This is a genomic window from Alkalibacterium sp. MB6 (genome assembly GCF_009935905.1).
Lineage (GTDB): Bacteria > Bacillota > Bacilli > Lactobacillales > Carnobacteriaceae_A > Alkalibacterium.
The window spans coordinates 1-21886 of sequence record NZ_PREX01000009.1 but is presented as its reverse complement, the minus strand read 5'-3'; the positions used below and the strand labels follow the sequence as shown (position 1 = coordinate 21886).

General features: G+C 39.3%; 23 protein-coding genes, 2 tRNA genes and 1 other RNA gene. 3 read left to right on the top strand and 23 right to left on the bottom strand.

What is annotated here, in order from left to right; genetic code table 11:
* Positions 1-149: 149 nt before the first annotated feature.
* The 10 genes from holB to C3945_RS04835 all read right to left on the bottom strand — a co-directional run bounded on the left by holB (position 150) and on the right by C3945_RS04835 (position 8046).
* Positions 150-1142, bottom strand: coding sequence for a DNA polymerase III subunit delta' (gene holB / locus C3945_RS04880; protein ID WP_161878572.1), 993 nt, complete (start codon positions 1140-1142; stop codon positions 150-152).
* Between the two features lie 18 nt (positions 1143-1160).
* Entirely contained in the window at positions 1161-1490 is a 330-nt protein-coding gene (locus C3945_RS04875) for a cyclic-di-AMP receptor (protein WP_161878571.1), read from the bottom strand.
* A 29-nt stretch (positions 1491-1519) separates the two neighbouring features.
* The gene (gene tmk / locus C3945_RS04870; RefSeq protein WP_161878570.1) at positions 1520-2155 is read right to left on the bottom strand and encodes a dTMP kinase; all 636 of its coding nucleotides are present in this window, start codon (positions 2153-2155) and stop codon (positions 1520-1522) included.
* 232 nt (positions 2156-2387) lie between these two features.
* A complete protein-coding gene (locus C3945_RS04865) occupies positions 2388-2615 on the bottom strand; it encodes a YaaL family protein (RefSeq protein WP_161878569.1) in 228 nt (75 codons plus the stop codon).
* Between the two features lie 6 nt (positions 2616-2621).
* A complete protein-coding gene (gene recR, locus C3945_RS04860; RefSeq protein WP_161878568.1) occupies positions 2622-3218 on the bottom strand; it encodes a recombination mediator RecR in 597 nt (198 codons plus the stop codon).
* A 63-nt stretch (positions 3219-3281) separates the two neighbouring features.
* A complete protein-coding gene (locus tag C3945_RS04855; RefSeq protein ID WP_161878567.1) occupies positions 3282-3599 on the bottom strand; it encodes a YbaB/EbfC family nucleoid-associated protein in 318 nt (105 codons plus the stop codon).
* 32 nt (positions 3600-3631) lie between these two features.
* Complete coding sequence (dnaX, locus tag C3945_RS04850) at positions 3632-5356, bottom strand: DNA polymerase III subunit gamma/tau (RefSeq protein WP_161878566.1); 1725 nt, start codon at positions 5354-5356, stop codon at positions 3632-3634.
* Between the two features lie 172 nt (positions 5357-5528).
* An RNA gene (ffs, locus tag C3945_RS04845) (signal recognition particle sRNA small type) lies at positions 5529-5618 on the bottom strand.
* 506 nt (positions 5619-6124) lie between these two features.
* Positions 6125-7399 carry a cytochrome P450 gene (locus tag C3945_RS04840; RefSeq protein ID WP_161878565.1) on the bottom strand — a complete coding sequence of 425 codons (1275 nt, stop codon included), beginning with the start codon at positions 7397-7399 and terminating at the stop codon, positions 6125-6127.
* Positions 7400-7479: 80 nt separating this feature from the next.
* A complete protein-coding gene (locus C3945_RS04835) occupies positions 7480-8046 on the bottom strand; it encodes a GNAT family N-acetyltransferase (RefSeq protein WP_161878564.1) in 567 nt (188 codons plus the stop codon).
* Positions 8047-8245: 199 nt separating this feature from the next.
* On the opposite strand from C3945_RS04835, the gene C3945_RS04830 reads away from it, so the two are divergent.
* Positions 8246-8965, top strand: coding sequence for a hypothetical protein (locus tag C3945_RS04830; RefSeq protein ID WP_161878563.1), 720 nt, complete (start codon positions 8246-8248; stop codon positions 8963-8965).
* 49 nt (positions 8966-9014) lie between these two features.
* Here the strand turns inward: C3945_RS04830 and C3945_RS04825 are convergent, their stop codons facing one another.
* From C3945_RS04825 to C3945_RS04800, 6 genes are all read right to left on the bottom strand, one after another.
* Complete coding sequence (locus C3945_RS04825) at positions 9015-9875, bottom strand: YtnP family quorum-quenching lactonase (protein ID WP_161878562.1); 861 nt, start codon at positions 9873-9875, stop codon at positions 9015-9017.
* Positions 9876-9930: 55 nt separating this feature from the next.
* Positions 9931-10392: a hypothetical protein gene (locus C3945_RS04820; protein ID WP_161878561.1), complete on the bottom strand. Its 462-nt coding sequence runs from the start codon at positions 10390-10392 to the stop codon at positions 9931-9933.
* Positions 10393-10482: 90 nt separating this feature from the next.
* The gene (locus C3945_RS04815; RefSeq protein WP_161878560.1) at positions 10483-11766 is read right to left on the bottom strand and encodes an ABC transporter permease; all 1284 of its coding nucleotides are present in this window, start codon (positions 11764-11766) and stop codon (positions 10483-10485) included.
* Positions 11759-12658, bottom strand: a complete 900-nt coding sequence (locus C3945_RS04810; RefSeq protein WP_161878559.1) for an ABC transporter ATP-binding protein — start codon at positions 12656-12658, stop codon at positions 11759-11761. Before C3945_RS04810 ends, C3945_RS04815 begins: the two co-directional genes overlap by 8 nt.
* Positions 12659-12847: 189 nt before the next feature.
* Positions 12848-13252 (bottom strand): secondary thiamine-phosphate synthase enzyme YjbQ, encoded by a 405-nt coding sequence (locus C3945_RS04805; RefSeq protein WP_161878558.1) that lies wholly within the window; start codon positions 13250-13252, stop codon positions 12848-12850.
* 60 nt (positions 13253-13312) lie between these two features.
* On the bottom strand, positions 13313-14326 hold the full coding sequence (locus C3945_RS04800; RefSeq protein ID WP_161878638.1) for a branched-chain amino acid aminotransferase: 1014 nt from the start codon (positions 14324-14326) through the stop codon (positions 13313-13315).
* 199 nt (positions 14327-14525) lie between these two features.
* Here C3945_RS04800 and proC point away from each other — a divergent pair, with 199 nt between their 5' ends.
* Positions 14526-15323 carry a pyrroline-5-carboxylate reductase gene (gene proC / locus C3945_RS04795; RefSeq protein WP_161878557.1) on the top strand — a complete coding sequence of 266 codons (798 nt, stop codon included), beginning with the start codon at positions 14526-14528 and terminating at the stop codon, positions 15321-15323.
* Between the two features lie 39 nt (positions 15324-15362).
* Here the strand turns inward: proC and tadA are convergent, their stop codons facing one another.
* Positions 15363-15869: a tRNA adenosine(34) deaminase TadA gene (gene tadA, locus C3945_RS04790; protein WP_161878556.1), complete on the bottom strand. Its 507-nt coding sequence runs from the start codon at positions 15867-15869 to the stop codon at positions 15363-15365.
* A 99-nt stretch (positions 15870-15968) separates the two neighbouring features.
* On the opposite strand from tadA, the gene C3945_RS04785 reads away from it, so the two are divergent.
* On the top strand, positions 15969-16832 hold the full coding sequence (locus C3945_RS04785) for a helix-turn-helix domain-containing protein (RefSeq protein WP_161878555.1): 864 nt from the start codon (positions 15969-15971) through the stop codon (positions 16830-16832).
* A 76-nt stretch (positions 16833-16908) separates the two neighbouring features.
* Here C3945_RS04785 and C3945_RS04780 read toward each other — a convergent pair whose 3' ends face one another.
* The 6 genes from C3945_RS04780 to C3945_RS04755 all read right to left on the bottom strand — a co-directional run bounded on the left by C3945_RS04780 (position 16909) and on the right by C3945_RS04755 (position 21786).
* Entirely contained in the window at positions 16909-17268 is a 360-nt protein-coding gene (locus C3945_RS04780) for a hypothetical protein (RefSeq protein ID WP_161878554.1), read from the bottom strand.
* Between the two features lie 105 nt (positions 17269-17373).
* Positions 17374-18189, bottom strand: a complete 816-nt coding sequence (locus tag C3945_RS04775; protein ID WP_161878553.1) for a manganese catalase family protein — start codon at positions 18187-18189, stop codon at positions 17374-17376.
* A 176-nt stretch (positions 18190-18365) separates the two neighbouring features.
* Positions 18366-20861 carry an ATP-dependent Clp protease ATP-binding subunit gene (locus tag C3945_RS04770; protein ID WP_161878552.1) on the bottom strand — a complete coding sequence of 832 codons (2496 nt, stop codon included), beginning with the start codon at positions 20859-20861 and terminating at the stop codon, positions 18366-18368.
* Positions 20862-20864: 3 nt separating this feature from the next.
* Positions 20865-21350, bottom strand: coding sequence for a CtsR family transcriptional regulator (locus C3945_RS04765; protein WP_161878551.1), 486 nt, complete (start codon positions 21348-21350; stop codon positions 20865-20867).
* A gap of 258 nt (positions 21351-21608) precedes the next feature.
* Positions 21609-21682: transfer RNA gene (locus C3945_RS04760), tRNA-Arg, on the bottom strand.
* A 31-nt stretch (positions 21683-21713) separates the two neighbouring features.
* Positions 21714-21786 (bottom strand) — tRNA-Val (locus tag C3945_RS04755).
* Positions 21787-21886 lie beyond the last annotated feature (100 nt).

Genomic DNA, 21886 nt, shown 5'->3' with positions numbered 1-21886 from the left:
TTTTCACCACTTCTTTACTCTTCTTTACTGATTGCTACTTTCTTTAAGATAGTCATCTTACCTACCTCATATCTTTAACTAGCATACCATGATTGAAGTCAAATAGCCAAAGGAACTCAAACTATTGGATCGGTCTTTTTACTTTTTATTTAGTGCTCATCTGTCATTATAGTCATCAGTTGCAAGGTACAATCTTCAAAAACACCTTGTGCCGCAACATTACTTTCCAGCTGTTTCTTGGCAGTTAGCACGTGTTCCATCATGTGAGCTAATGACACTATCGATACGGAATCAGCCATTTTTTGTATGGCCGACTTGTGTTTTAAGTAAGCAACTGCATAATCCTCGGATACTTGACTGTTTAGTATGTCTTGTAAAAGAATCAATAGTAAGTCGAGTGTCCGCATATGGTCTTTTTTGTCCTTCACTAATGGCATGATATCTGTATGAACAAAGACAAAGGATTGACCGTCTTTTTTGAAGATAAACGAAAACCATTTCCAGACAACAGGAATCAACTCCTTTAATGTGTCATTTTCAGCTAGCTCTAAAGCCTCGGTTGTATCAGCAGTTAGTTGGCTCAATAAGGCAGCACGGTCTTCAGATAAACCAGCGGCTTCAAGGTTTTCTCTTTGCATCTTTTTGGACAGCTGAGGAAAGTGAATCAGTTGGCATCTCGATAGAATAGTCGGAAGCAGTCTATGTCTAGCCGTTGTTAGTAAGATAACCAATATGTCTCCATCCGGTTCTTCAAGGAACTTCAATAAACTGTTTGCTGCCTGATTAGTCATCTTCTCAACGTCTTCCACGATTACTATCTTCTTCCGGCTCTCCAACCCACTCTTGGTGAATGCCTCTTTCAATTCTCGAATTTGACCTATTTTAATGGATTGACCGTCTGGTTCCACCTCGACAACGTCAGGGTGTTGCTTCGTTTCTATTCGATTGCAGGCATGACAGTTTTGGCATGGCTCTCCCGTTTGCTCAATACAAAACAAGCCTTTAGCGACATATTTTGCCATGTCTTTTTTTCCCGTTCCCATCTTACCTTCAAAGAGATAAGCATGCTGGAGACGATTCGTTTGCAGTAATTGAATAAACAGCCGCTGAATACTCGGCTGTTTAATTGTATTGGTCGACATCTCTAGTCTCCCTGTCTCTTAAAATTGTAAGAATTGATCAATCGGTAGGACAAATAGTGTCGCGCCTCCGACTTCTACGTCAACTGGATAGGTCAAATCTGTCTCCAGTGTGAAATCATATGATGGCGGACTCATCATTGTTTGGCTACGGGTCGAGCAATTTTCTTTAATTAATTCAAGGACGCTGTCCACTTTTCTATCTTGCACACCAATTAAAAAGGTCGTATTTCCTGCTCTTAAGAAACCACCTGTAGAGGATAATTTTGTTGCACGGATACCATTTTCTACAAATTCATCTGACAAACGTCTACTGTCTTGATTTTGAACAATCGCAATGATTAGTTTCATAATTAACTTCCTCCTCGTTTCATTTTCATTTATTTAATTAGTCGATCCTTAACCCGTCTCCATGTCTCTTGGAATACGTCTTCTTCACTTTGGCTGGCATCAATCACGACAAAGCGCTCGGGTTCTTCTTCAATTAATGTGTGATACCCTTTTCTGACCTCGTCATGGAAAGCAACTTTTTCCAGTTCCAATCTGTCTTGACTTCGATTTGAATCTTTATGCTTGATTCTGTTGAGTCCAACTTCCGCATCGACATCTAGATAAATGGTCAAATCCGGCTTGAGCCCTTCAACGGCAAACGAGTTAATCTCTTTCACAACGTCAATACCGATTCCTCTAGCCTGCCCTTGGTAAACAATTGAACTGTCGACAAAACGGTCGGATAAGACATTATCTCCACGTTCTAAAGCTGGCCTGATCTTCTCTACCACGTGTTGCCTCCTACCAGCTGCTAAAAGTAAGGCTTCTGTTCGAGGATCCATATTCATATGCCGTGGTGTAAGTAAAATCTCTCTTATTTCTTCTGCTATCTGGCTTCCACCTGGTTCCCTCGTCACCACTAATGGGCGGGTGTCTTCGGCTTCTATTGCCTTAACCAGACGCTTAATTAAATTTGTTTTTCCAGCTCCATCCGGGCCTTCAACGGTTATAAACATACCTTTCACTGATTTTCCTCCATTTAACGCACCGTATTCTTATCTTCATTATACGTGAGTGCGAACCGCTTTGTCCATATGTTTCCACACCCCTCTTTGAATCCTCTTATTCACCATTAGAGTATCAATATGCATTCGTAGTCGAAGAGGAGAAGAAGACATAAAAAAACTATCAAAAGAAGCAGCCTCATTTAATGGCCCTTCATTTGATAGTTTTTTTACGACTGAGTCAACTCAGCAGCTAATCTAAATAATTGCCTTCAATCCGTCTGATGCGAGCTTCTTTAAACAAGTAAAAGCACTTGGCCTTCTGCATTTTTTTCTGAACCAAGCTTCTTGGATGCTCTTCGATTGTAATGGCTTCAAATCGTCTGCTGTTTTCCCATTGTTTTTTCTGTTTAATCATCAAAGTCATGAGTTTATCATCGTACTCACGCTTTAACTTCCCTTTTTTTCTAAACAAACCCATGACTAGTTACATTTCCCTTCGACCTTCGACAGCTTTGAGTAGAGTGACTTCATCGGCATACTCAATGTCACTGCCAACCGACAAGCCATGTGCTAAACGAGTCACTTTAATCCCAGAAGGTTTAATTAACCGTGACAAGTACATTGCTGTTGCTTCACCTTCAGCAGTCGCATTAGTCGCGATAATAACTTCTACTACTTCGTCACTTTGAAGACGTTTAATTAAGACAGGTATATTAATATCTTCTGGTCCTGTTCCTTCAATTGGTGACAACACACCGTGTAAGACATGATACAAGCCTTTAAAATCCTGCATCTTCTCCATAGAAATAACATCTTTTGCATGTTCCACTACTAAAATAATAGACTGATCACGGTTTTTATCCCGGCAAATATCGCACGGATCGTGTTGCGTCATGTTTCCACAAATGGAGCAATACTGTAAATCACGCTTCACACTAATTAATGATTTGGCAAATCGCGTGACGTCGTCTTCTTTCATATTAACTGTATAGAAGGCCAAGCGAGCTGCTGTTTTTTCCCCAATACCTGGCAGCTTCATATAACTTTCCATTAATTGTGCAATCGGCTCTGGATAGTGCATAACCGTTTCCTTTCTATTGTAAACCTTTCATTATACAGATTTACATTCATCTCGTTTATAAAATTACATGCCTGGAATACCCAAGCCTTTAGAGTATTTACCCATCGTTCTTTCCGTTGTTTCGTCAATTTTTTCCAAAGCATCATTTACCGCAATCAAAACAAGGTCTTCAATAATCTCTACATCCTCAGGGTCAACGACTTCTTCTTTAATAGAGACGCTCTTTAACTTTTTGTCTCCTGTAAAAACCACAGTCACTAAGTCATCGTTAGCGGTTCCGGTAAAGTCTGTTTCATTTAGCTCTGTTTGAGCCTTTTCCATTTCTTTTTGCATCTTTTGCATTTTTTTCATCATACCTTGCATATTTCCCATTCCACGCATGTTTAACATCCTTTCTTATTATCACATCTAGTTTAGTCTCTCACTTCGACAATGTCTTTACCGAAGAGCTCAAACGCTTCAGTGACTACTGGCTCGTCAACGGGCTGTTTTTCTTCTTCTTTATTCTCATTTAATTCATCATCATCTTGAGATCCTTTTTTCATTTGTTGAATAAAGGCCTTACGTATAACCGGCCATTCTCTACCTGGTACGGACACCAACTCCGCACGATGGCCAATCACTTTTTCTAAATAGTCACCGATTGCTTCAATTAGTAGAGTGTCATTTGACGCCCTTTCACATAGAATATCATATTCAAAGGTGACCACCAAACCATTGGGACTGGCAGCAACCGGTTGAGATGATTTCATAATTGCTTTTTGACTGGTCTCTAAAGCATCCATTAAATCTGGCCAGACATCTTTTAATTTTGCTAAATCTTCTTTTGTTGCCCGTTCGAGAACCTTGTACACTTTAGTTGTATTCACTTTAAAGCTAGACTGTTTCTTAGCTTTGCGTTTAGCTGGAGCGACTGCTTCGGTTGTTCTATTGCCCTCGCCTTGTTTCAGTTGATCAATCAGTTTTTGCATCTGCTTTAATTTATGTTTGATATCATTTAGTTCTTGGTTATCGGACGGAATTGGAGTTGTACTTGCTTTTGCTTCAGTGTTTACTGCTATAGGCTGAGTCAAGCGAACAGTAGCCACTTCTAAATAGACTTCGGCATGCGTGCTTAATCGCATTTCCTGTTGGGTCTGATTCATCGTTCGAATCATCTCGTAAATTTTTTCAGGTTGAGCCTGATTTGAAAGGTGAATAAACGAATCATCTACCTTACTCATTTTAAGTACAGTCTCATCTTGTGTCTTTTGGTATATCAAAATGTCTCGACAGAAGGTAATGGTATCATCAACCAAACGGTTTGGATCCTTTCCTTCTTGCAGAATGTGATGGAGTAAGGTTAGGCCTTTTTCTGTGTCATTATCCATCGCCGCTCCAATAAAGGCAATCAGCAAATCCTGTGTGATACTCCCAGTGATTCTTAGTGTATCATCCAGTGTCACTTTGCCATCTGAGAATGATAAGGCCTGATCTAAAATGCTGAGTGCATCTCTCATGCCCCCCTCCGCTGCTTTGGCAATAGCCAAAAGAGCATCTTCTTCGTAATCGACTTGTTTTTCATTCAAAATATAAGTCATTCGTCGAATAATATCTTGAGGTGAAATACGTCTAAAATCGAATCTTTGGGTTCTGGAAATAATGGTTAGCGGTATTTTATGAGGTTCCGTAGTAGCCAAAATGAATACGACGTTCATTGGTGGCTCTTCTAACGTTTTCAACAAGGCATTAAAAGCGCCCATCGAAAGCATATGGACTTCATCTATGATATACACTTTGTAAACTGCTTCAGTTGGGGCATAATTCGCTTTTTCACGAATATCTCTAATTTCATCTACGCCATTGTTACTCGCCGCATCTATTTCGATAACGTCTCCCAGTTTTCCTTGAGTGATCGATTTGCATAATGCACAGTCGTTACACGGTTCGCCTTCTGACACATGTGGACAGTTCATTGCTTTAGCAAATATTTTTGCGGCACTTGTTTTACCTGTCCCTCTTGGACCAGAGAATAAATAGGCGTGACTAGTGTTGCCTTGGCTGATAGCATTTTTTAATGTTTTAGTAATCGCTTCTTGACCAGCGACGTCTTCAAACCGTTGCGGTCTCCATACTCGGTACAATGCTTGGTAGCTCATTTTCCCCCTCTTTTCTATAAGGTACTCTTTATCATTATAGGCTAAAATACAAGTAAAAGAAAAAGAAATTTGGTCTTTCCAATCGATTCAGTGAACTTATTTCGAAAAAAAAAAAATGCCCCTCATTGAGGAACATCTTTTCTATGAATAAGTGCTGAAAAAATAAAGACTATGTAATCACATGACACATGGAGGAACGGTACTTAGTGCTGCTTCCTTCCGGACCTGACACGGTTCATACGTCCACCATTGCCCTGTGGCCTCTCGGCAATTATTATATTACCATACCCATTATTTGAATACTAGTCTATTCACAGATTTCATCAAATAGATTTGACAACTTTTTGAACACGTTTGCTATAATAGGATTCCCAATAAATCATTTGATGCTATTTATTTATGACTATTACCTACTTAGCTGATCATTAACTTTTGTGAGGATAGTTTTTGTTCAATAAAAAAAGACCCCTTAGTCTTCTCACTAGCGTTTATCGACGAGTGACTAAGGGCTCTTTCCTATCAGTTGATTAACTAGTTCAGCATATCCAGATTGTCCAATTCATCTAATGATTCGTCAGAAAAATAGACCAATCCAGCCGCTATAATTAAGAGTAACAATGTCAGCCATCTTAACTTTTTCATCTTCTTTCCCCCTCCTTTACTCCTCTTCTTTTTTTCGGGTTAACGGACCACCCATACCGCCTATTAAACCGATACCGATAAGCACTAACCATTTCATCACTTTTTTCAAGTATCTTCCTCCCTACCTTAGCCGATATAATCAATGTCTGTTAATACCATGCCACTTTTAGGTATGGTCGGCACTTTCACGTAACTGTAAGCTAAATCCTGCTCAGGTACAGTGTAGGTTAATTTATTGACCAAGTAATCGGTCACTATTTCCATCGCTCTTACCGTATTCCATTCTCCAGGGCAGCGGTGTCCGGTATTGTAATCTCCTCCACCTTGCGCAAGCAATTTCATTTGAACTTGATCCGTTGGGCTAGTATGCCAATCACTGAATCGACTAGGATTGAATACGGACGGGTTGTCCCAAATACGGTTATCATGGTTCGTTCCATAAAAGTCCATAACCACCATGGTATCCGCTTCAAATGAATAGCCTTCCCAGACAAAGTCTTTTCTGGTAATCGCTCCGTTAAAAGGGAAGAATGGGTAATACCGTCTAATTTCTTGAATAAACATATGAAGGTGATAAGGGTTGCTCCCGTTCAATTTTTCTCTTTCTTCCGGGAATTGATGCAAGGTTAACGCTGTAAAAGCGAAATAAACAGATAAGGCCACATGAGGTCTAATAAAGTTCAGCATTTCGACTGCTGCCGTTTTCAGATCGAGTAGCTCTCCGTCGAGTTCTCTGTACCATGCCGTCTGATAGAGAGCCGTGTCTTCTTTAACATCTAACTCCCCATCGCGAACTTGTTGAATCAACGTTTTCATCCACGATTCCAGCTTATGTCTTCCTATTCTACCTTCCACGTGTCTGTGGCTAACTGTCATAGGCGTTTCAAATGTGCTGACCAATTGTTTAGTTCGTTTGTCACTATCTTTTTCAGATAGCGGGACCCCTGCCCATTCACATGTTGCTTTAGTCAAAATCTTTTGGCTTTCTTCATATAAATTAATTGAGTCTTTTGAAAGCCAGTCTTGAATAGCTAGTAGTAACTGTTTTTCAAAATGCTTCGCCCAGATATCTACTCGGTCTTTAGATAATAAGCGCATGAATAACTGTTTTCGATTGCGGTGTTTCTCGTCATCGAGTTGTTGCACACCGCCTCTTCCTAGTAAAGTCGCTTTGGCCGGTTCAGGTACTGCTCCTTCTCGTTTCATTTTATCTTCATCATAAAATAATTTAGCCGCTTCTTCTCCTCCGATGACAATCGCTTTCTTGCCTAATAGTCTCGTTTCAAACGCATCTGCTTTATACACTCTATGTCGGTTAGGTGCATACATGTAGCCTTCTCTTAAAACGTTTAAACCACTCTCTAACACTTTTTCTTTCGGAAACGGTCTTGTTGATTGCATTTTGCTCCTCCTTCATAGTCGTCATACTTACTACTAAGTATAAGAATAACGAATAGAAGAGTGCAATTGAAAGCCCTTCGTTAGTTAAGCTTCATAGCATCGTACTCTTCTTTTAATATGGAGTAATACACATCGTTAAAGTACTCCCCTTTCTTCCATTTTTCGACATGTCTGAGTGTCCCTTCTTTTTGCATGCCCAGTCTCTCCATTACTTTCCCAGAGGCAACGTTGCGTTCATCATGAAGAGCTGCAATGCAGTCTCTTTCTAACACATCAAAACCAAGTTTCAAGATAGCTTTCCCGGCCTCCGTCATATACCCTTTCCCATGAAAAGCTTTGTTCAATGTATAACCCATGATGGCCCGTCGATCTTCTCGACGAATTCTTAAATCAATCGTTCCAATCATTTTCCCTGTTTCTTTTAACTCAATCCCATATTTTCCTAAGGGGTCTTCAATAAAATATTGAACGATTGAGCGTTCTGTATCGTCGAGTGATTGATGACGATCAAATACATAGTAAGTCGTTTCTTCATCTGAGGCATACTCATACATGTCTTCTGTATCCTTTAACGTAACCGGACGAAGGATTAGACGATCTGTTTCAAGGTGATTATGTTTTGCTAAAAGAACTTTGTAGTGACTCATGTGCATTCTCCTTAAAATCTGTTGCTTTATTCTATCTAACATTCTTATAAAAGCCTATAGTAACAAGCTTTTTGCAGCGCCATATTTTCGTCAACTATTTTCAGAAACTTTCATGAAACTTACTTGACTATCTCATGAGGTAGGACTATAATCAATTTTGCTGAGTAGTCAGTAACTTATCAGAAAGAAGGAAACAACAGTGTCAGTTGCAAATATTATGGTTGCTCTAGGTTTTACGTTTATTCATTTGGGTTCAAAATATTTCAAATTACATTTATTCTCTGTTAATCAATTCACCTCTTTTGTAGGAGGCATCTCTTTAGCTTATGTCTTTTTCCATTTAATTCCAACTATCCAATCCTATCAGCACGACGTGATGGAAAGCTTCAGCCTAAGTGCGACGAATGCTTCTCACCTTATCTTTGGATCTATCCTTGCTGGTATTGTTGTGTTTTACTTTTTAGAATTGTTATTAAAATCAACTCGTATAAACATTGCGAATAAATCTTTCGGTTCATCTGGTCTATTCTGGGCTCATATTGGTGCGTATTTCCTATATAACTTTATAATCGGAATTTTATTATCAGATATTGGGTTTACCTCAACAGTGACTGCCTTCTTTTACCTATTTGCCATCGGCCTTCACTTTTTAACCAATGATTGGGTATTAAGACATCATTTCGAAGATTTATATGACCGTTATGGTATCAAATTGTTAGTTGCTGCTGTATTAATTGGTTGGCTTATTGGCGTCCTTATTCATATTCCACATGTTGTGATGGGCTTGCTTGAAGCCTTTGTCGCAGGTGGGTTAATCCTCAATGCGATTAAAGATGAATTACCTGCTTGTCGTGGAAACGGTATGACTTCTTTTATGGTTGGCCTGGTTAGTTACACTATTATCCTATTAGCTATTTAAAAATTATAAATACAGATGCCGACAATGTTTGACTACTGTCGGCATCTTTTTAATTTATATATTTTTTCTTAGATCTCTCTATAGATTTAATCATGTCTTGCCCGGATTCATCCCATTTTATCATTCGGTAATATGCATCGTGATAAAAGATAAATCCATACTGATTTTCATACGCTTCTGTCATCAGCTGCTCTTTTTTAACAATTGAATCCATTGGGTAATCATCATAAGCCATAACCCATAATGGATTTTGGTGAGCATGGGTCGGCATAATATCTGCCATATGAATGAGTGTGTCACCCTGCTGTTTTAATTTAATGATGGCATGCCCCGCACTATGTCCACCTGTATGACTCATTTCAATACCCTCAATGGGTTCGATACTTTGGCTATAAGGAATGACTTGCTCTTGAATGGCTTCCCAATTCTCTTTCCAATACGTACTTTTTGAGCGACTATTTGGTTGTCTCATTTCATTCCATTCTATTTCGTTAACATAAATGGCTGCATTCGGAAAGACTGAAACCAGTTGGTCATTCTCATAGCGAGTTAGACCACTCGCATGGTCAAAATGCATGTGCGTCATTAAGATCATATCAATGTCTTCTGGTTTAAGGTCCAATGTCTTTAGCTGGTCTGCCACTTTAGATTCTTCACGAACTCCAAAATTCCGTTTTTGTTTTTCAGTAAATTTCCCTTGCCCTATCCCCGAATCAATGAGAATGCGTTTATCCTTATAAAGGATTAGAATGGGATCCGTTGCGTTTTCAATTTGATTTTTATCATTTACCGGATACTTTCTCGTCCACAGCCCTTTCGGCACCACACCAAAAATAGCTCCCCCATCAAAGGAGACAACACCGCCCTCAAGCCAATTAAGCGTCATATCATGAAATGTCATTGTGTCCATTCTCTATTCGTTCCTTTCATCACGCATTGTTTACACCTATTCATCTTTTCATTTATTAGCCATTCACTTTCGTTTCAGTCGAACTAAACACCCCTGTTATTTTCCATTTCCAATTATCATCTGATTTGACGCCCACTTGTGTATAGGCATACCAACACAAAAACAATACAATGGGAGGCACAGATGCCGAAAGTATTAAATGATAGAGACTATCAGAATCTAACGAACTGAACATCTCCAGTATATAAGGCCCAATCACCCAGCTAGAAAATAGGTGGAAGAGCAAAAGACATAAGGCGTCTAAAACAAACTCACTTTTTGTATAAGGGAATCGATCATCCATAATTCCAAAAAGATAGAGTTCTTGCAGGATAGATAAGTAAAGTACCGTATGAATCCAAAAGAAATTCACTTCTAGCATCTTTAAAACGGCTACAACTATTCCCAACGGGTAAACAATCAAATATTTGTATCTTTTTTGTCGTTCAGCTGGTCTTAATTCACTAAACTTCAACACCATTCATCACCCTTTTTTAAAAGATAGTAATGCAATAGCCCTTAAGACTAGTTTAAATTAAGTTAGTCTTAAGGGCAATAAGTAAGGATTTTAATTAATTGCACGTCTTCTTTTCGCTTGTTTATTACTCTTCATAATGCTCCATGATCGTTTAATCGTTCCAATGATATTCGTATCAGAGTAAATTAAGACGTTTGAACGGTAGAAGGCTAAGGAGACAACCGATATTAAAAGGGCAAACGCAATGGTGCCAACGACAGACAACCAAATGCCGAGTGTGCTAACAGTTCCGGCTGCTATCCTAAAAGGCATAACAAATGGTGTAAACAACGGAATATAAGAGAACACCACATTTAGCATATGATCCGGTACATTGAAAGCGAACAACCCAACGTAAAATCCAGCTAAGGCTAAGAAGACGATAGGTGTAACGGCTTTGTTGACATCTTCCATCTTAGTCGCAAGAGAGCCAAAGAAGGCAGCTAATACCACATACATCAACACGCCTGCTATAAAGAAGATAATAGTGAAGCCCATCAACTCTTGAAGCAAGGCACCAATATCTATGGTTTGAGTAATTTGCTGAACGAAATCGCTGTTTCTGAAATAGAAGTAAGCTCCTAAGCCCACAGCAGCATACAAACTTAATTGTGTTAGTAAAATGAGCATGACACCTGTTAATTTTCCAAAAAAGTGACTGGTTACTGAGGCACTAGACAAGATGATCTCCATAATACGCGTGCCTTTTTCACTGGCCACTTCTTCAGCAATAATCCCTGCGTAGGTCATAATAAATATCATTATCGCAATACTGACAAAATATGCACCGAATTGCTGAACCATAGTGTCTGTCGTGTCTTCAGTCGTTAACGTCTCTTCCACAATGGATACTTGTCGCTCATTTAATTCGACAGGTTCGGAAAGAGACATGACCTGATCAGGCGTTAGATCCAAGGTGCCTGCCCGTAACATCGTCTGATAATTCGAAAATAGTTCTGAAAACATAGGTATATACTCAGACAATTCCCCGGCATGGACAATATCTATAGACAAGGTATCTTCTTCACTTTCTATGACTAAATAGCCACCAATTGCTTCATTAACAAGGGCATCTTCTGCTTCTGACTCACTTGTTATCGATTCATCCACTTCCAAGTTCCAGTCGCCTCCTTGGAACACATCAGATAAGCCCGCTTCTTCTGATATCAGCGCAATCTGAACCGGCTCTTGATTGACGTCCTCCCTGGAGAAATAGTAAATAAGACCACCGATGAACAACATAACAATCAGTGGAGAGAGCACCATGGCAATAAAACCAAATGATTTCACGTTTTTCTTGTAGACTTCTTTTGTAATAACCCAATACTTACTCATTTTTTTCACCTGCCATTTGTTTGAAAATTTCTTCTAATGTCGGTGGCTGCTGGCTAAACATAGGAATATAACCATGTTTTGTCGCCCCATTAAAGATGGCCTTCCCATCCTCAGTTGATCTCAAATGTACAATAGAAATGCCTTCTCGGGTGGTTTCCACATGAGTCACACCATTAAATTCTAACAGTTCTTCTTTTGTTAAATCTGACTCTAAAAATAACCGTGTCCGGCCAAACTGTTCACGAATCTCTTTGACCGATCCGTGTAAAATTTGTTTCCCATTTCGAAGCATAATTAAAGAGTCACATAAATCTTCTACGTTGTTCATGTTGTGACTGGAGAATATAATACAGGCTCCATTCGCTTGAGCTTCTTTAATCCCCTCTTCCAGTAAATCGGCGTTTACTGGATCTAATCCACTAAAGGGTTCATCCAAAATAATGAGTTTGGGTTGATGAATCAATGTGCATATCAACTGAACTTTTTGTTGGTTTCCTTTAGATAAGGTTTTTACTTTATCTGTTTTCTTTCCTTTCACTTGGAATTTCTCTAACCAATCATCAATCAGTGGCTTGATGTCTTTTGGCTTTTTCCCGCGCAACTGTGCAAAGTATAAAATTTGATTCTCAATAGTGACTTTTGGGTAGAGTCCACGTTCTTCTGGTAAGTACCCCACTGTATTGAATACTTTGTTTGTTATGATGTCCCCATTCCACAACACATCTCCTCGATCTGCCGTTAACAAATCAAGTATAATCCGAAACGTTGTTGTTTTTCCTGCTCCGTTCTGTCCGATTAAACCCATTATTTCTCCAGGTCGAATCGTAAAACTGACCTCATCTACTGCAGTAAGGTCTCCAAAGGTTTTATTCAACCCTTTCACTTCTAACATATGCTTCTTCCTCTCTTCCTATGTACAATGTGTAACTATCATGAATTTAGTTTACTCCTCTTTCAACATCTTTGCATCCGACTTCGGAACTATTTTTCACAAATAAGACACATTTCCATTAAACAGATGAAGACAGATATTAAGCAAAAAAGACAGCCACTATTCACGCGACTGCCTTTTTGACTATGATTATCCTTCAATTATTTTTATATATACCTGTCTATGTCTCGGTCCATCAAACTCTGCAAAATACACACTTTGCCATGTCCCTAATATGAGCTGCCCTTTTTCAATAATAAGTGTTTCGCTGGCTCCAATGACAGATGACTTCATATGGCCATCTGAGTTTCCTTCTCCATGGACAAAATAATCGTGATTGGGAAAGGTATCATTTAGCGCTTTGTCTAAATCAACCCTAACATCTGGATCGGCATTTTCGTTAATGGTTATCCCTGCAGTGGTATGGGGGCAATAAACTAGCATCATCCCTTCCTCGACACCACTTTCTCTTAACTCCTCATTGAGTTCTCGGTCGAGCATGACAAATTCTTGCTTTGAATGAGTCGTTACACTTATTTTCTTCAAAAAAGACATTCTGATTCCTCCTTCATTTTTATCCTCTCTCTTATCTGTACCAAAGATGATCACATCATTTCAACTATTAAGAGTCATCATCCAGCCTTCCGGTGCGTCAATATCGCCAAATTGAATACCCGTCAATTCATTATAAAGACGTTTTGTCACTGGTCCGACAACCTCTTCCGAGTAAAACACATGAAAATGATCCCCTACTTGTAACCCGCCGATTGGGGAAACAACCGCAGCTGTTCCACAAGCACCCGCTTCTTTAAACTGATCTATTTGGTCGATAAACACATCGCCTTCTCTAACAGATAGGTTTAACCGGTTTTCGGCTAGCCATAACAACGAGCGTCTCGTAATACTATTAAGAATAGAAGGGGATTTAGGAGTTAAGAACTCATTGTCATGAGTAATCCCAAAGAAATTAGCTGCACCCACTTCTTCAATTTTAGTGTGGGTCTCTGGATCCAAGTATACACAATCAGCAAAGTTTCTACTCTTTGCTTCTTTTCCCGGTAAGAGTCCTGATGCATAATTGCCTCCCACCTTTGATGCTCCTGTCCCTCTTGGAGCTGCCCGATCATACTCCGTTACATAAAAGTTTGAGGGATATAAGCCATTTTTAAAATAAGACCCGACCGGCATAACGATGATAGAAAAGATATACTCATCAGAAGCATGAATACCCAGATTATCTCCTACACCAATCATGAACGGACGGATATATAAGGTGCTTCTCGATTCATAAGGAGGAACCCATTTTTCATTGGCCAGGACTACTTTTTTCACAGCCTCGATAAACTTTTCTTCTGGATAAGGAGGCATCACAAGTCGTTCGCAACTTTTTTTCATACGTTTAGCATTTTCATAAGGACGAAATAAGTTGATTTGTCCATCTGCTCTTCGGTATGCCTTCATCCCTTCAAAGCATTGCTGCCCATAATGAAGGGCAGTTGACCCTTCTGATATATGAAGGACATTATCTGTGATAAGTTGGCCTTCATCCCATTCACCGTTTTTATAGTAGCTAATAAATCTATAATCTGTTCTTATATATGAGAATCCGAGCTGTTTCCAATCCGTCATCTCATAGTCCAAAGCATCTTTAGGTAATATGTTAGTCATAAGACTCCCTCTTTTTGGTGTGACCTCTTTTTCATGAAAGAATTATACCAGAATTTTCTATCAATTATTAGATTTTTTTAATCAATTGTTATTTTTTTCTTCCTAAAAGAATCCATTAGTATGATACACTGTTAAAAATGATTAAAAGGAATGACACGAAATGAAAATAGGTTTTATCGGATTTGGTAATATGGCAAAGGCCATTGCCCATGGATTAATAGAGAAAAACGTGGTATCTAAAAGTGACCTGTTCTTTTCAACCCGTTCAGAAGAGTCGAAAACTCAGGTAGAAAAGACTTGGCATATTAAAGGTTTAGTATCCAATCAAGCGGTTATTGATGAGTCAGACGTCATTATCTTGGCAGTCAAGCCGTATCAAGTAGAAGAGGTCCTGACACCTCTTACCTTTTCAAAAGACAAGCTTGTCCTTTCTGTAATGGCCGGTGTGACAAATCACCAACTGAGCCAGTATATCGATGCTAAACAAGTCATTCGAACCATGCCTAATTTAAATGCTCAAGTGCTGGAATCAATGACCGCGGTTATAGAAAACAGTGCCGTTTCAGAAAAGAAAATGACCTTGGCAACGGATCTTTTTTCAGCAATCGGTGATGTGGTTGTTATCCCTGAAGAACAGTTAAGTGTCTTTATTGCATTAGCAGGCAGTTCACCAGCTTTGGTCTTCTTATTTATTGATACATTAGCCAGGACAGCCGTTAAGTATGGTATGTCAAAAGAGCAAGCCACTAACATTGCCGCACAAGCAGTCTTAGGCAGTGGAAAAACAGTCTTGCAATCTAATGACTCCCCTTGGAATTTAATTGACCAAGTCAGCTCACCCGGTGGGATTACTGTTGAAGCTGTGTTAAGTCTAGTGAAATCAGATTTTTCTGGAGCACTGATTGAAGCGGTAGATAGTATGATAAAAAAAGATCAAGACATGTCTAGAGATAACTAAATAAAACAAGCGTGGATACTTAGTCATCCACGCTTGTTTTCATTCTTTCTGTTTTAATTTAGCTTTTTCTTCTTTCTTTTTCCGCCTTAACTCTTTAAAAAAATGTGTCAACAACGCTGCGCACTCTTCTTCTTTGAGGCCGGTGTGAACATCGCACTGATGGTTCAGTCGGTCATCTTCTAATGCTGTCATTAACGTTCTCACTGCTCCACCTTTTGGATCGGCTGGCCCATAGTGAACACTTTTCAAGCGAGACAAGACGATCGCTCCGCTACACATGAGGCACGGTTCAAGCGTGACAAACAAATGGCAATCCTCCAAGCGCCAGTTATTAAGTGTTTTATTCGCTTCTTCAATCGCCAACATTTCTGCATGGGTCGTGGCTAATTGCGTGCTTTCACGCTGATTGAATCCTCTTCCAATGATCTCATTATTTTTAACAATGACCGCACCGATGGGGACTTCTCCAATTGCCTCCGCTTTTTTAGCTTCTTTTATAGCCTCATCCATCCATTTATTTAATTCATGTTCAGTGAACTCCGTCATCTATACCGCTCCATTAGTCTTCTTTTCTTCATTATACCCTAGTTTCTTCTTCCCTTAAACAGTGTTAAAATAAGTATAAGCTACTAAGGAGGAAAAACAGTGGACTTTTTTAAAATAAAAGACTTATATCCCGATGCTGAATTAACTGATCAACCATTTTTAGAAAGAGACACCTTTCGCTTATCCTATAAAAACAAGTGGATTCATATTCCTAATGAAACCATTAACGAAAAAGAACAGGCTCTTCTCTCTCTATTAAAGGAAGAAAGCGAGCCAGACGCCTTTCCTATCTCCAATTCTGACTGGTCTCAGTTTATGTCAGGAAGGAAGGAACAACCTCCTCAAACAACTAAACCAGTGCGTTTGATACAACTGTACCTTGAAAAAATGGATCAACAATTTGATTATTCTATATGGATGGATTCGGTGCTTCATCTATTTGAACCTGTTTTAGATGTCTTTTTCATTACAAGAGATACGTGCTTTGTCTTACAAGACAATTCAGCTCACTCTTTATCTCAAGATGAAATCACGGGCATGCTTAAAACCCTTGAAGATGACTTCTCTATCCGAACCAATGCTTACATCGGTCACTTTTGGCAGCCTGACAACCAGCTCTTACGTGTATTTAAAGAAGAACAGACCATATTCCAACAAGAAGTTGCTCATATGCATGATCGCATCAGCTCTCTTCCGGACGTGGCTCTTCGTTATTTTACGCATGAAGCTGTGGCTAATAGTACGATTATCAAAGAATTAAAAAAGCAAATTGAAGGACAAAGTGATTGGAAAGAATTAATCTTTTCAATGTGGGAAAGCCAAGGAAACGTCAGTGTGGCCGCTAAGCAGTTATTCGTTCACCGCAATACACTTCAGTACCGTATGGACCGCTTTAACCAAACAACCGGCTTATCTTTAAAGAATATGAATGACCTCTTACTTTGCTACTTGTTAGTCCTTTAAGCTGTTGAAAGCATGCTTATCGTTAACTAAACAAAAAACTCCGACTAGGCATATGCTGCCGTCGGAGTTTTTGTCGTTAGCTTTTTACTTTTTTCATAAATTTCTTGCTGTCTTTCGCTTTATCACTCATATAGTCCATGAAATCTGAAGACATATCAGAGAACTTATCCTCCATATCATTTGCATGGAATTTGTCCATTACTTTTTGAGTGTGGCTTTTGTTTCCAGGCATTTTATCCATAAACTTTTGAGTATGACTCTTATGACCTGGCAATTTATCCATATATTTTTTTGCTTTATGAACCTTCATTGCCTTCTTAGCTTTCTTGCTGGTCGAATGATTATCCGAAGAGAAAAGGAAAGTGACAATGCCTACTAAAAAAGCGGCTCCCATGCCCAACAAAATACTCTTTTGTGTGTCATCAATATTCTTCATTAATTTATCAGCCCTTTCATTTCATAGTAAGTTTATGTTAACAAAAAAGGAGCTTTTATACCAAAAATACGACTTCCTATAAGACTGACGACAAACACATTCAAGTTACATATCTACAGGTTTAGAATTGTACACTTCTTTAGGTGCTGGTTTTAATTTTGGTTTTTCTCCAAATGCTTTTGGAACCTCTTCATAATTAAATGGTTTACCGTCAGGTGCATTCACTCCGTCAACGACTTTTTTACTGTCCTCTCCCTCAGAGAAGTTATATAGTGTATGGTTAACCTCTTCTACCTCATAAGCCTTAGGAACTGGAGGGACAACTAATCCTTCTTTTTCTTCAAGTTCTTTTATCGCCTGCATCCACTGAAGTTGGTGTTGCGTATCACGTGCTAATAAAAATCCAAGCATGTCGCGAACGCCTTTATCGTCTGTCATTTCATATAAACGAGCCACTTGCAGTCTTCCTTGTGATTCAGCTGTCACGTTCATACGCATATCCGCTAATAAGTTTCCACTGGCAACAATATAGTTGGAGGTCCATGCATTACCGTTCGCATCCCTAGGTGCTGCGCCTAAACCTGATACAATCGCATGTTGAGGGTTCATTCCACCCATAACAGCTGCAGCTGGATCATCCGCTACCGCTTTTTCCTGAACGGATAAAGGTGCAACGTCTAATAAATGAGCTATCATTGTCGCAATCATTTCAACGTGGCCAATTTCTTCAGTTGCCGTATCAAGGAGTAAGTCTTTGTACTTCTCATTTCCTCGAGTGTTCCAACCTTGGAACAAGTACATATTCATGACTGACATTTCTCCCCATTGTCCACCTAAAATCTCCTGCATTCGACGTGCCATTAACGCATCAGGCTTATTGGGTTTTGACGGGTATTGCAATTTCTTGCTGTGCATAAACATAAATAGTCTATCCTTTAGTTTTTATAGTGATATCATGTAACTGAGACTAATTTATCATTGGTCTAACATTTATACAAATGATAGGGCTTGTTATTGAAAGATGTTAATAAAAAAGTTAACAGCAAAAAAGCACGAGTATAAACCGGCATTAACCAGTCATACTCGTGCTTTTCACTCTATTGGTTTGTTGTTTGTGGTTCTTTTTGCGAATCGCCATTGGCTTCTTTTACTTTTACCGTTATGTCACCTTTGGATGCTCCAATTGTTACTTTGTCGCCTAAGCTTATTTCCCCAGCTAATAACGATTCACTCAAGCGATCTTCAATTTTATTTTGAATCGCCCGTCTGAGTGGTCGTGCACCGTACTCAGGATCGAACCCTTCTTCTGCAATAACATCCATCGCCGCTGAAGTGACTTTCAATTCGATTCCTAATTCTTCCATACGATTCACAACATTTTTCGTCAATAACTTAACGATTTCACGCAATTCTTCCTTTTTAAGTGAGTGGAAGACAATGGTGTCATCTACACGGTTTAAGAATTCTGGTCTAAAGGCATTTTTCAGCTCTTCACGAATACGTTTAGACATCGCTTCGTAATCCAATCGTTTATCCACTGCACCAAAGCCGACTGACTTCTCATCTCTTAAGGCTGTAGCTCCAAGGTTAGATGTCATAATCAGAATAGTGTTTTTGAAGTCAACCTTACGTCCTTTACCGTCTGTCAGTAAGCCGTCATCCAAGACTTGAAGGAGAATATTAAAGACATCGGGATGAGCTTTTTCAACTTCATCAAGTAAAATGACTGAATAGGGTTTTTGACGAATTTTTTCGGTTAATTGTCCACCTTCGTCATATCCTACATACCCTGGAGGCGAGCCGACCAATCGACTCGTGCTGTGTTTCTCCATGAATTCTGACATGTCTACACGGATTAATGCTTCTTCACTTCCAAACATTGCCTCTGCCAAAGATTTAGCAAGTTCTGTTTTACCGACACCGGTGGGTCCTAAGAACATAAAGGAGCCAATTGGTCGATTGGGATCTTTCAATCCACTACGCGCTCTTCTAATTGCTTTTGATACGGCAACGACTGCTTCTGATTGTCCAACAACACGTTCATGCAAGACTTTCTCTAAATTCAGCAATCGTTGACTTTCTTTTTGTTCCATTTGATTAACGGGAATTCCTGTCCACTGGGAAACAACTTCCGCAATATCATGGGCAGTCACTTGAAGTCTGTCTTGTGCGTCTCGATCTTTTTGGTTAACGATTTTTTCCAGTTTTTTACGCTGACGCATTTCTTTTTCCCGTATTAATGCAGCTCTTTCGAAATCTTGCGATTGAATTGCTTCTTCTTTTTTGCGAACTAGTTCATCCAGTGCTTGAGTTGCTTTTGATATAGGAGTAGGTGCATCACTTTGGTCCATTCTCACTTTAGATGCTGATTCGTCCATTAAATCAATGGCTTTATCTGGAAGTTGACGAGTAGTAATGTATCTAGATGACAAATGAACAGCCGAGCGTAACGCATCATCGGTAATTTGAACATCGTGGTGATCTTCATAACGATCTCTAAGGCCAAACAAAATTTCTTCGGCTTCCATTTCTGATGGTGGATCGACATGAATAGATGCAAATCGTCGTTCAAGTGCCGCATCCTTTTCGATGTGTTTTTGATACTCGTCTAGAGTAGTCGCACCAATCGTTTGTAACTCTCCACGTGCTAAAGCTGGTTTAAGAATATTGGATGCATCAATAGCACCCTCTGCTCCACCTGCACCTATTAATGTGTGCAATTCATCTATAAAGAGAATGACTTCTCCATCTTGATAGATTTCATCGATTATTTTTTTCATTCGCTCTTCAAATTCACCGCGGTATTTCGTCCCAGCTACCAAAGATCCCATATCTAAAGTCATCAATCGTTTACCAATTAATGCTGGTGGCACTTCGCTAGCTATTATTTTTTGAGCCAAGCCTTCTGCAATAGCTGTTTTACCGACACCAGGTTCTCCAACTAAGACAGGATTGTTTTTAGTTCTTCTACTTAAGATTTGTATAATTCGTCTAACTTCTTTATCTCTACCAACTATAGGATCCAATCGATCTTCACGTGCCTGTTGAGTCAAATCACGTGCTAGTGAGTCAAGTGTTGGTGTGCCACTGGAGTTCCCTTGATCCGACTTAGACGAGCGTCTACCGCCCATTTTATTTCGTGGGGAAACATCTTGCTGACCTAACTTTTTCAAAACCAACTGTCTGGCTTTAGCTAAATTAACATCTAAATTATTTAATATTTTTGCTGATAAGACGTCTTCATCGCGCAACAGACCTAATAACAAGTGTTCTGTCCCTACCAAAGGACGTTTCATCCGTCTTGCTTCGTCTGTAGCATATTTTATTGTTTGTCTTGCTCTAGGTGAGTAAGGTAATATCGAACTGACTGAGGTGGTGGTTGGTCCATAACTAGAGAAGTGTTCAATCTCTTCTTTAATATCTTCTTCTGTAATATCCAACTCACGAAGCGTTTTTCCTGCAATACCTTCGTCTTCAATGATTAAAGCCAATAGTAAATGTTCTGTTCCTACCGAACGATGGCGGAAAGTTTTAGCTTCTTCTTGGGCAATAAGCAGCGCTTTTTTCGCTTTTTCTGTAAATAGTTCATTCATATATTAGTCCGCCTTTCTTTGATTCGGCTCTTCATATCTTAAATTTGCTAACATGGTTCTCAATAAGTTCGCTCTAATTCGGTTGTCTGTGAACCGTTCTCCCGTGTATAGGGATTGATCCATCGCTACAAGCATTAATTTCGCTTCTCGTTTGGATATAATTTCTTCATCGTATAAATTTTGCACGACTGATTTAGCATCTGCTTCTGAGATGGTAAGTCCAATAACCTCAATCATTGTATCAAGCAAATCCAATTCGTCCAAGACTTGCACCTTCATAATACGAATATAGCCACCACCACCACGTTTGCTTTCAACTAAATAGCCACGCTGAATAGTAAAACGAGTGTTAATCACATAGTTAATTTGAGAAGGTACACAGTCGAATAGTTCAGCAATTTCATTTCGTCTAATCTCAACCTGTTCTTTTTGTTGCAAAACCTTTTTTAAATAGGCTTCGATTATGTCAGTCATATTCGGGTTATTCATAAGTTAAAACTGATTTAATGATACTTGAAGATGAGTCTACCTTTTTTTTATTTAAATATCAAGTATCTGATCAGTGTCCTCCTTTTCTCTTTCTTTTAGAAATCGGGAAATAGTTTGACTATCTTTGACTAATACTTATTATACCAATACTTGAAGCAAATGAAAAGTGACAGACGATATGGACTGGATGAGATGGTATAGACAAAAAAAAGTGATCTTAGAAGATGCTCTAAAACCACTTTTTATAGTCAATGCAAACGCGCCCTAAAGGACTTGAACCCTCAACCGCCTGATCCGAAGTCAGGTGCTCTATCCAATTGAGCTAAGGACGCATGTGATAAGGTAAAATTGTCGATAAAAAAATGGAGATTAACGGGCTCGAACCGCTGACCCTCTGCTTGTAAGGCAGATGCTCTCCCAACTGAGCTAAATCTCCAAAAAAGGGCTGTAAATAAAAAAAGAGCTGCACGGCAACGTCCTGCTTTCACAAGGGGAAACCCCTCACTATCCTCGGCGCTGGGAAGCTTAACGGCTGT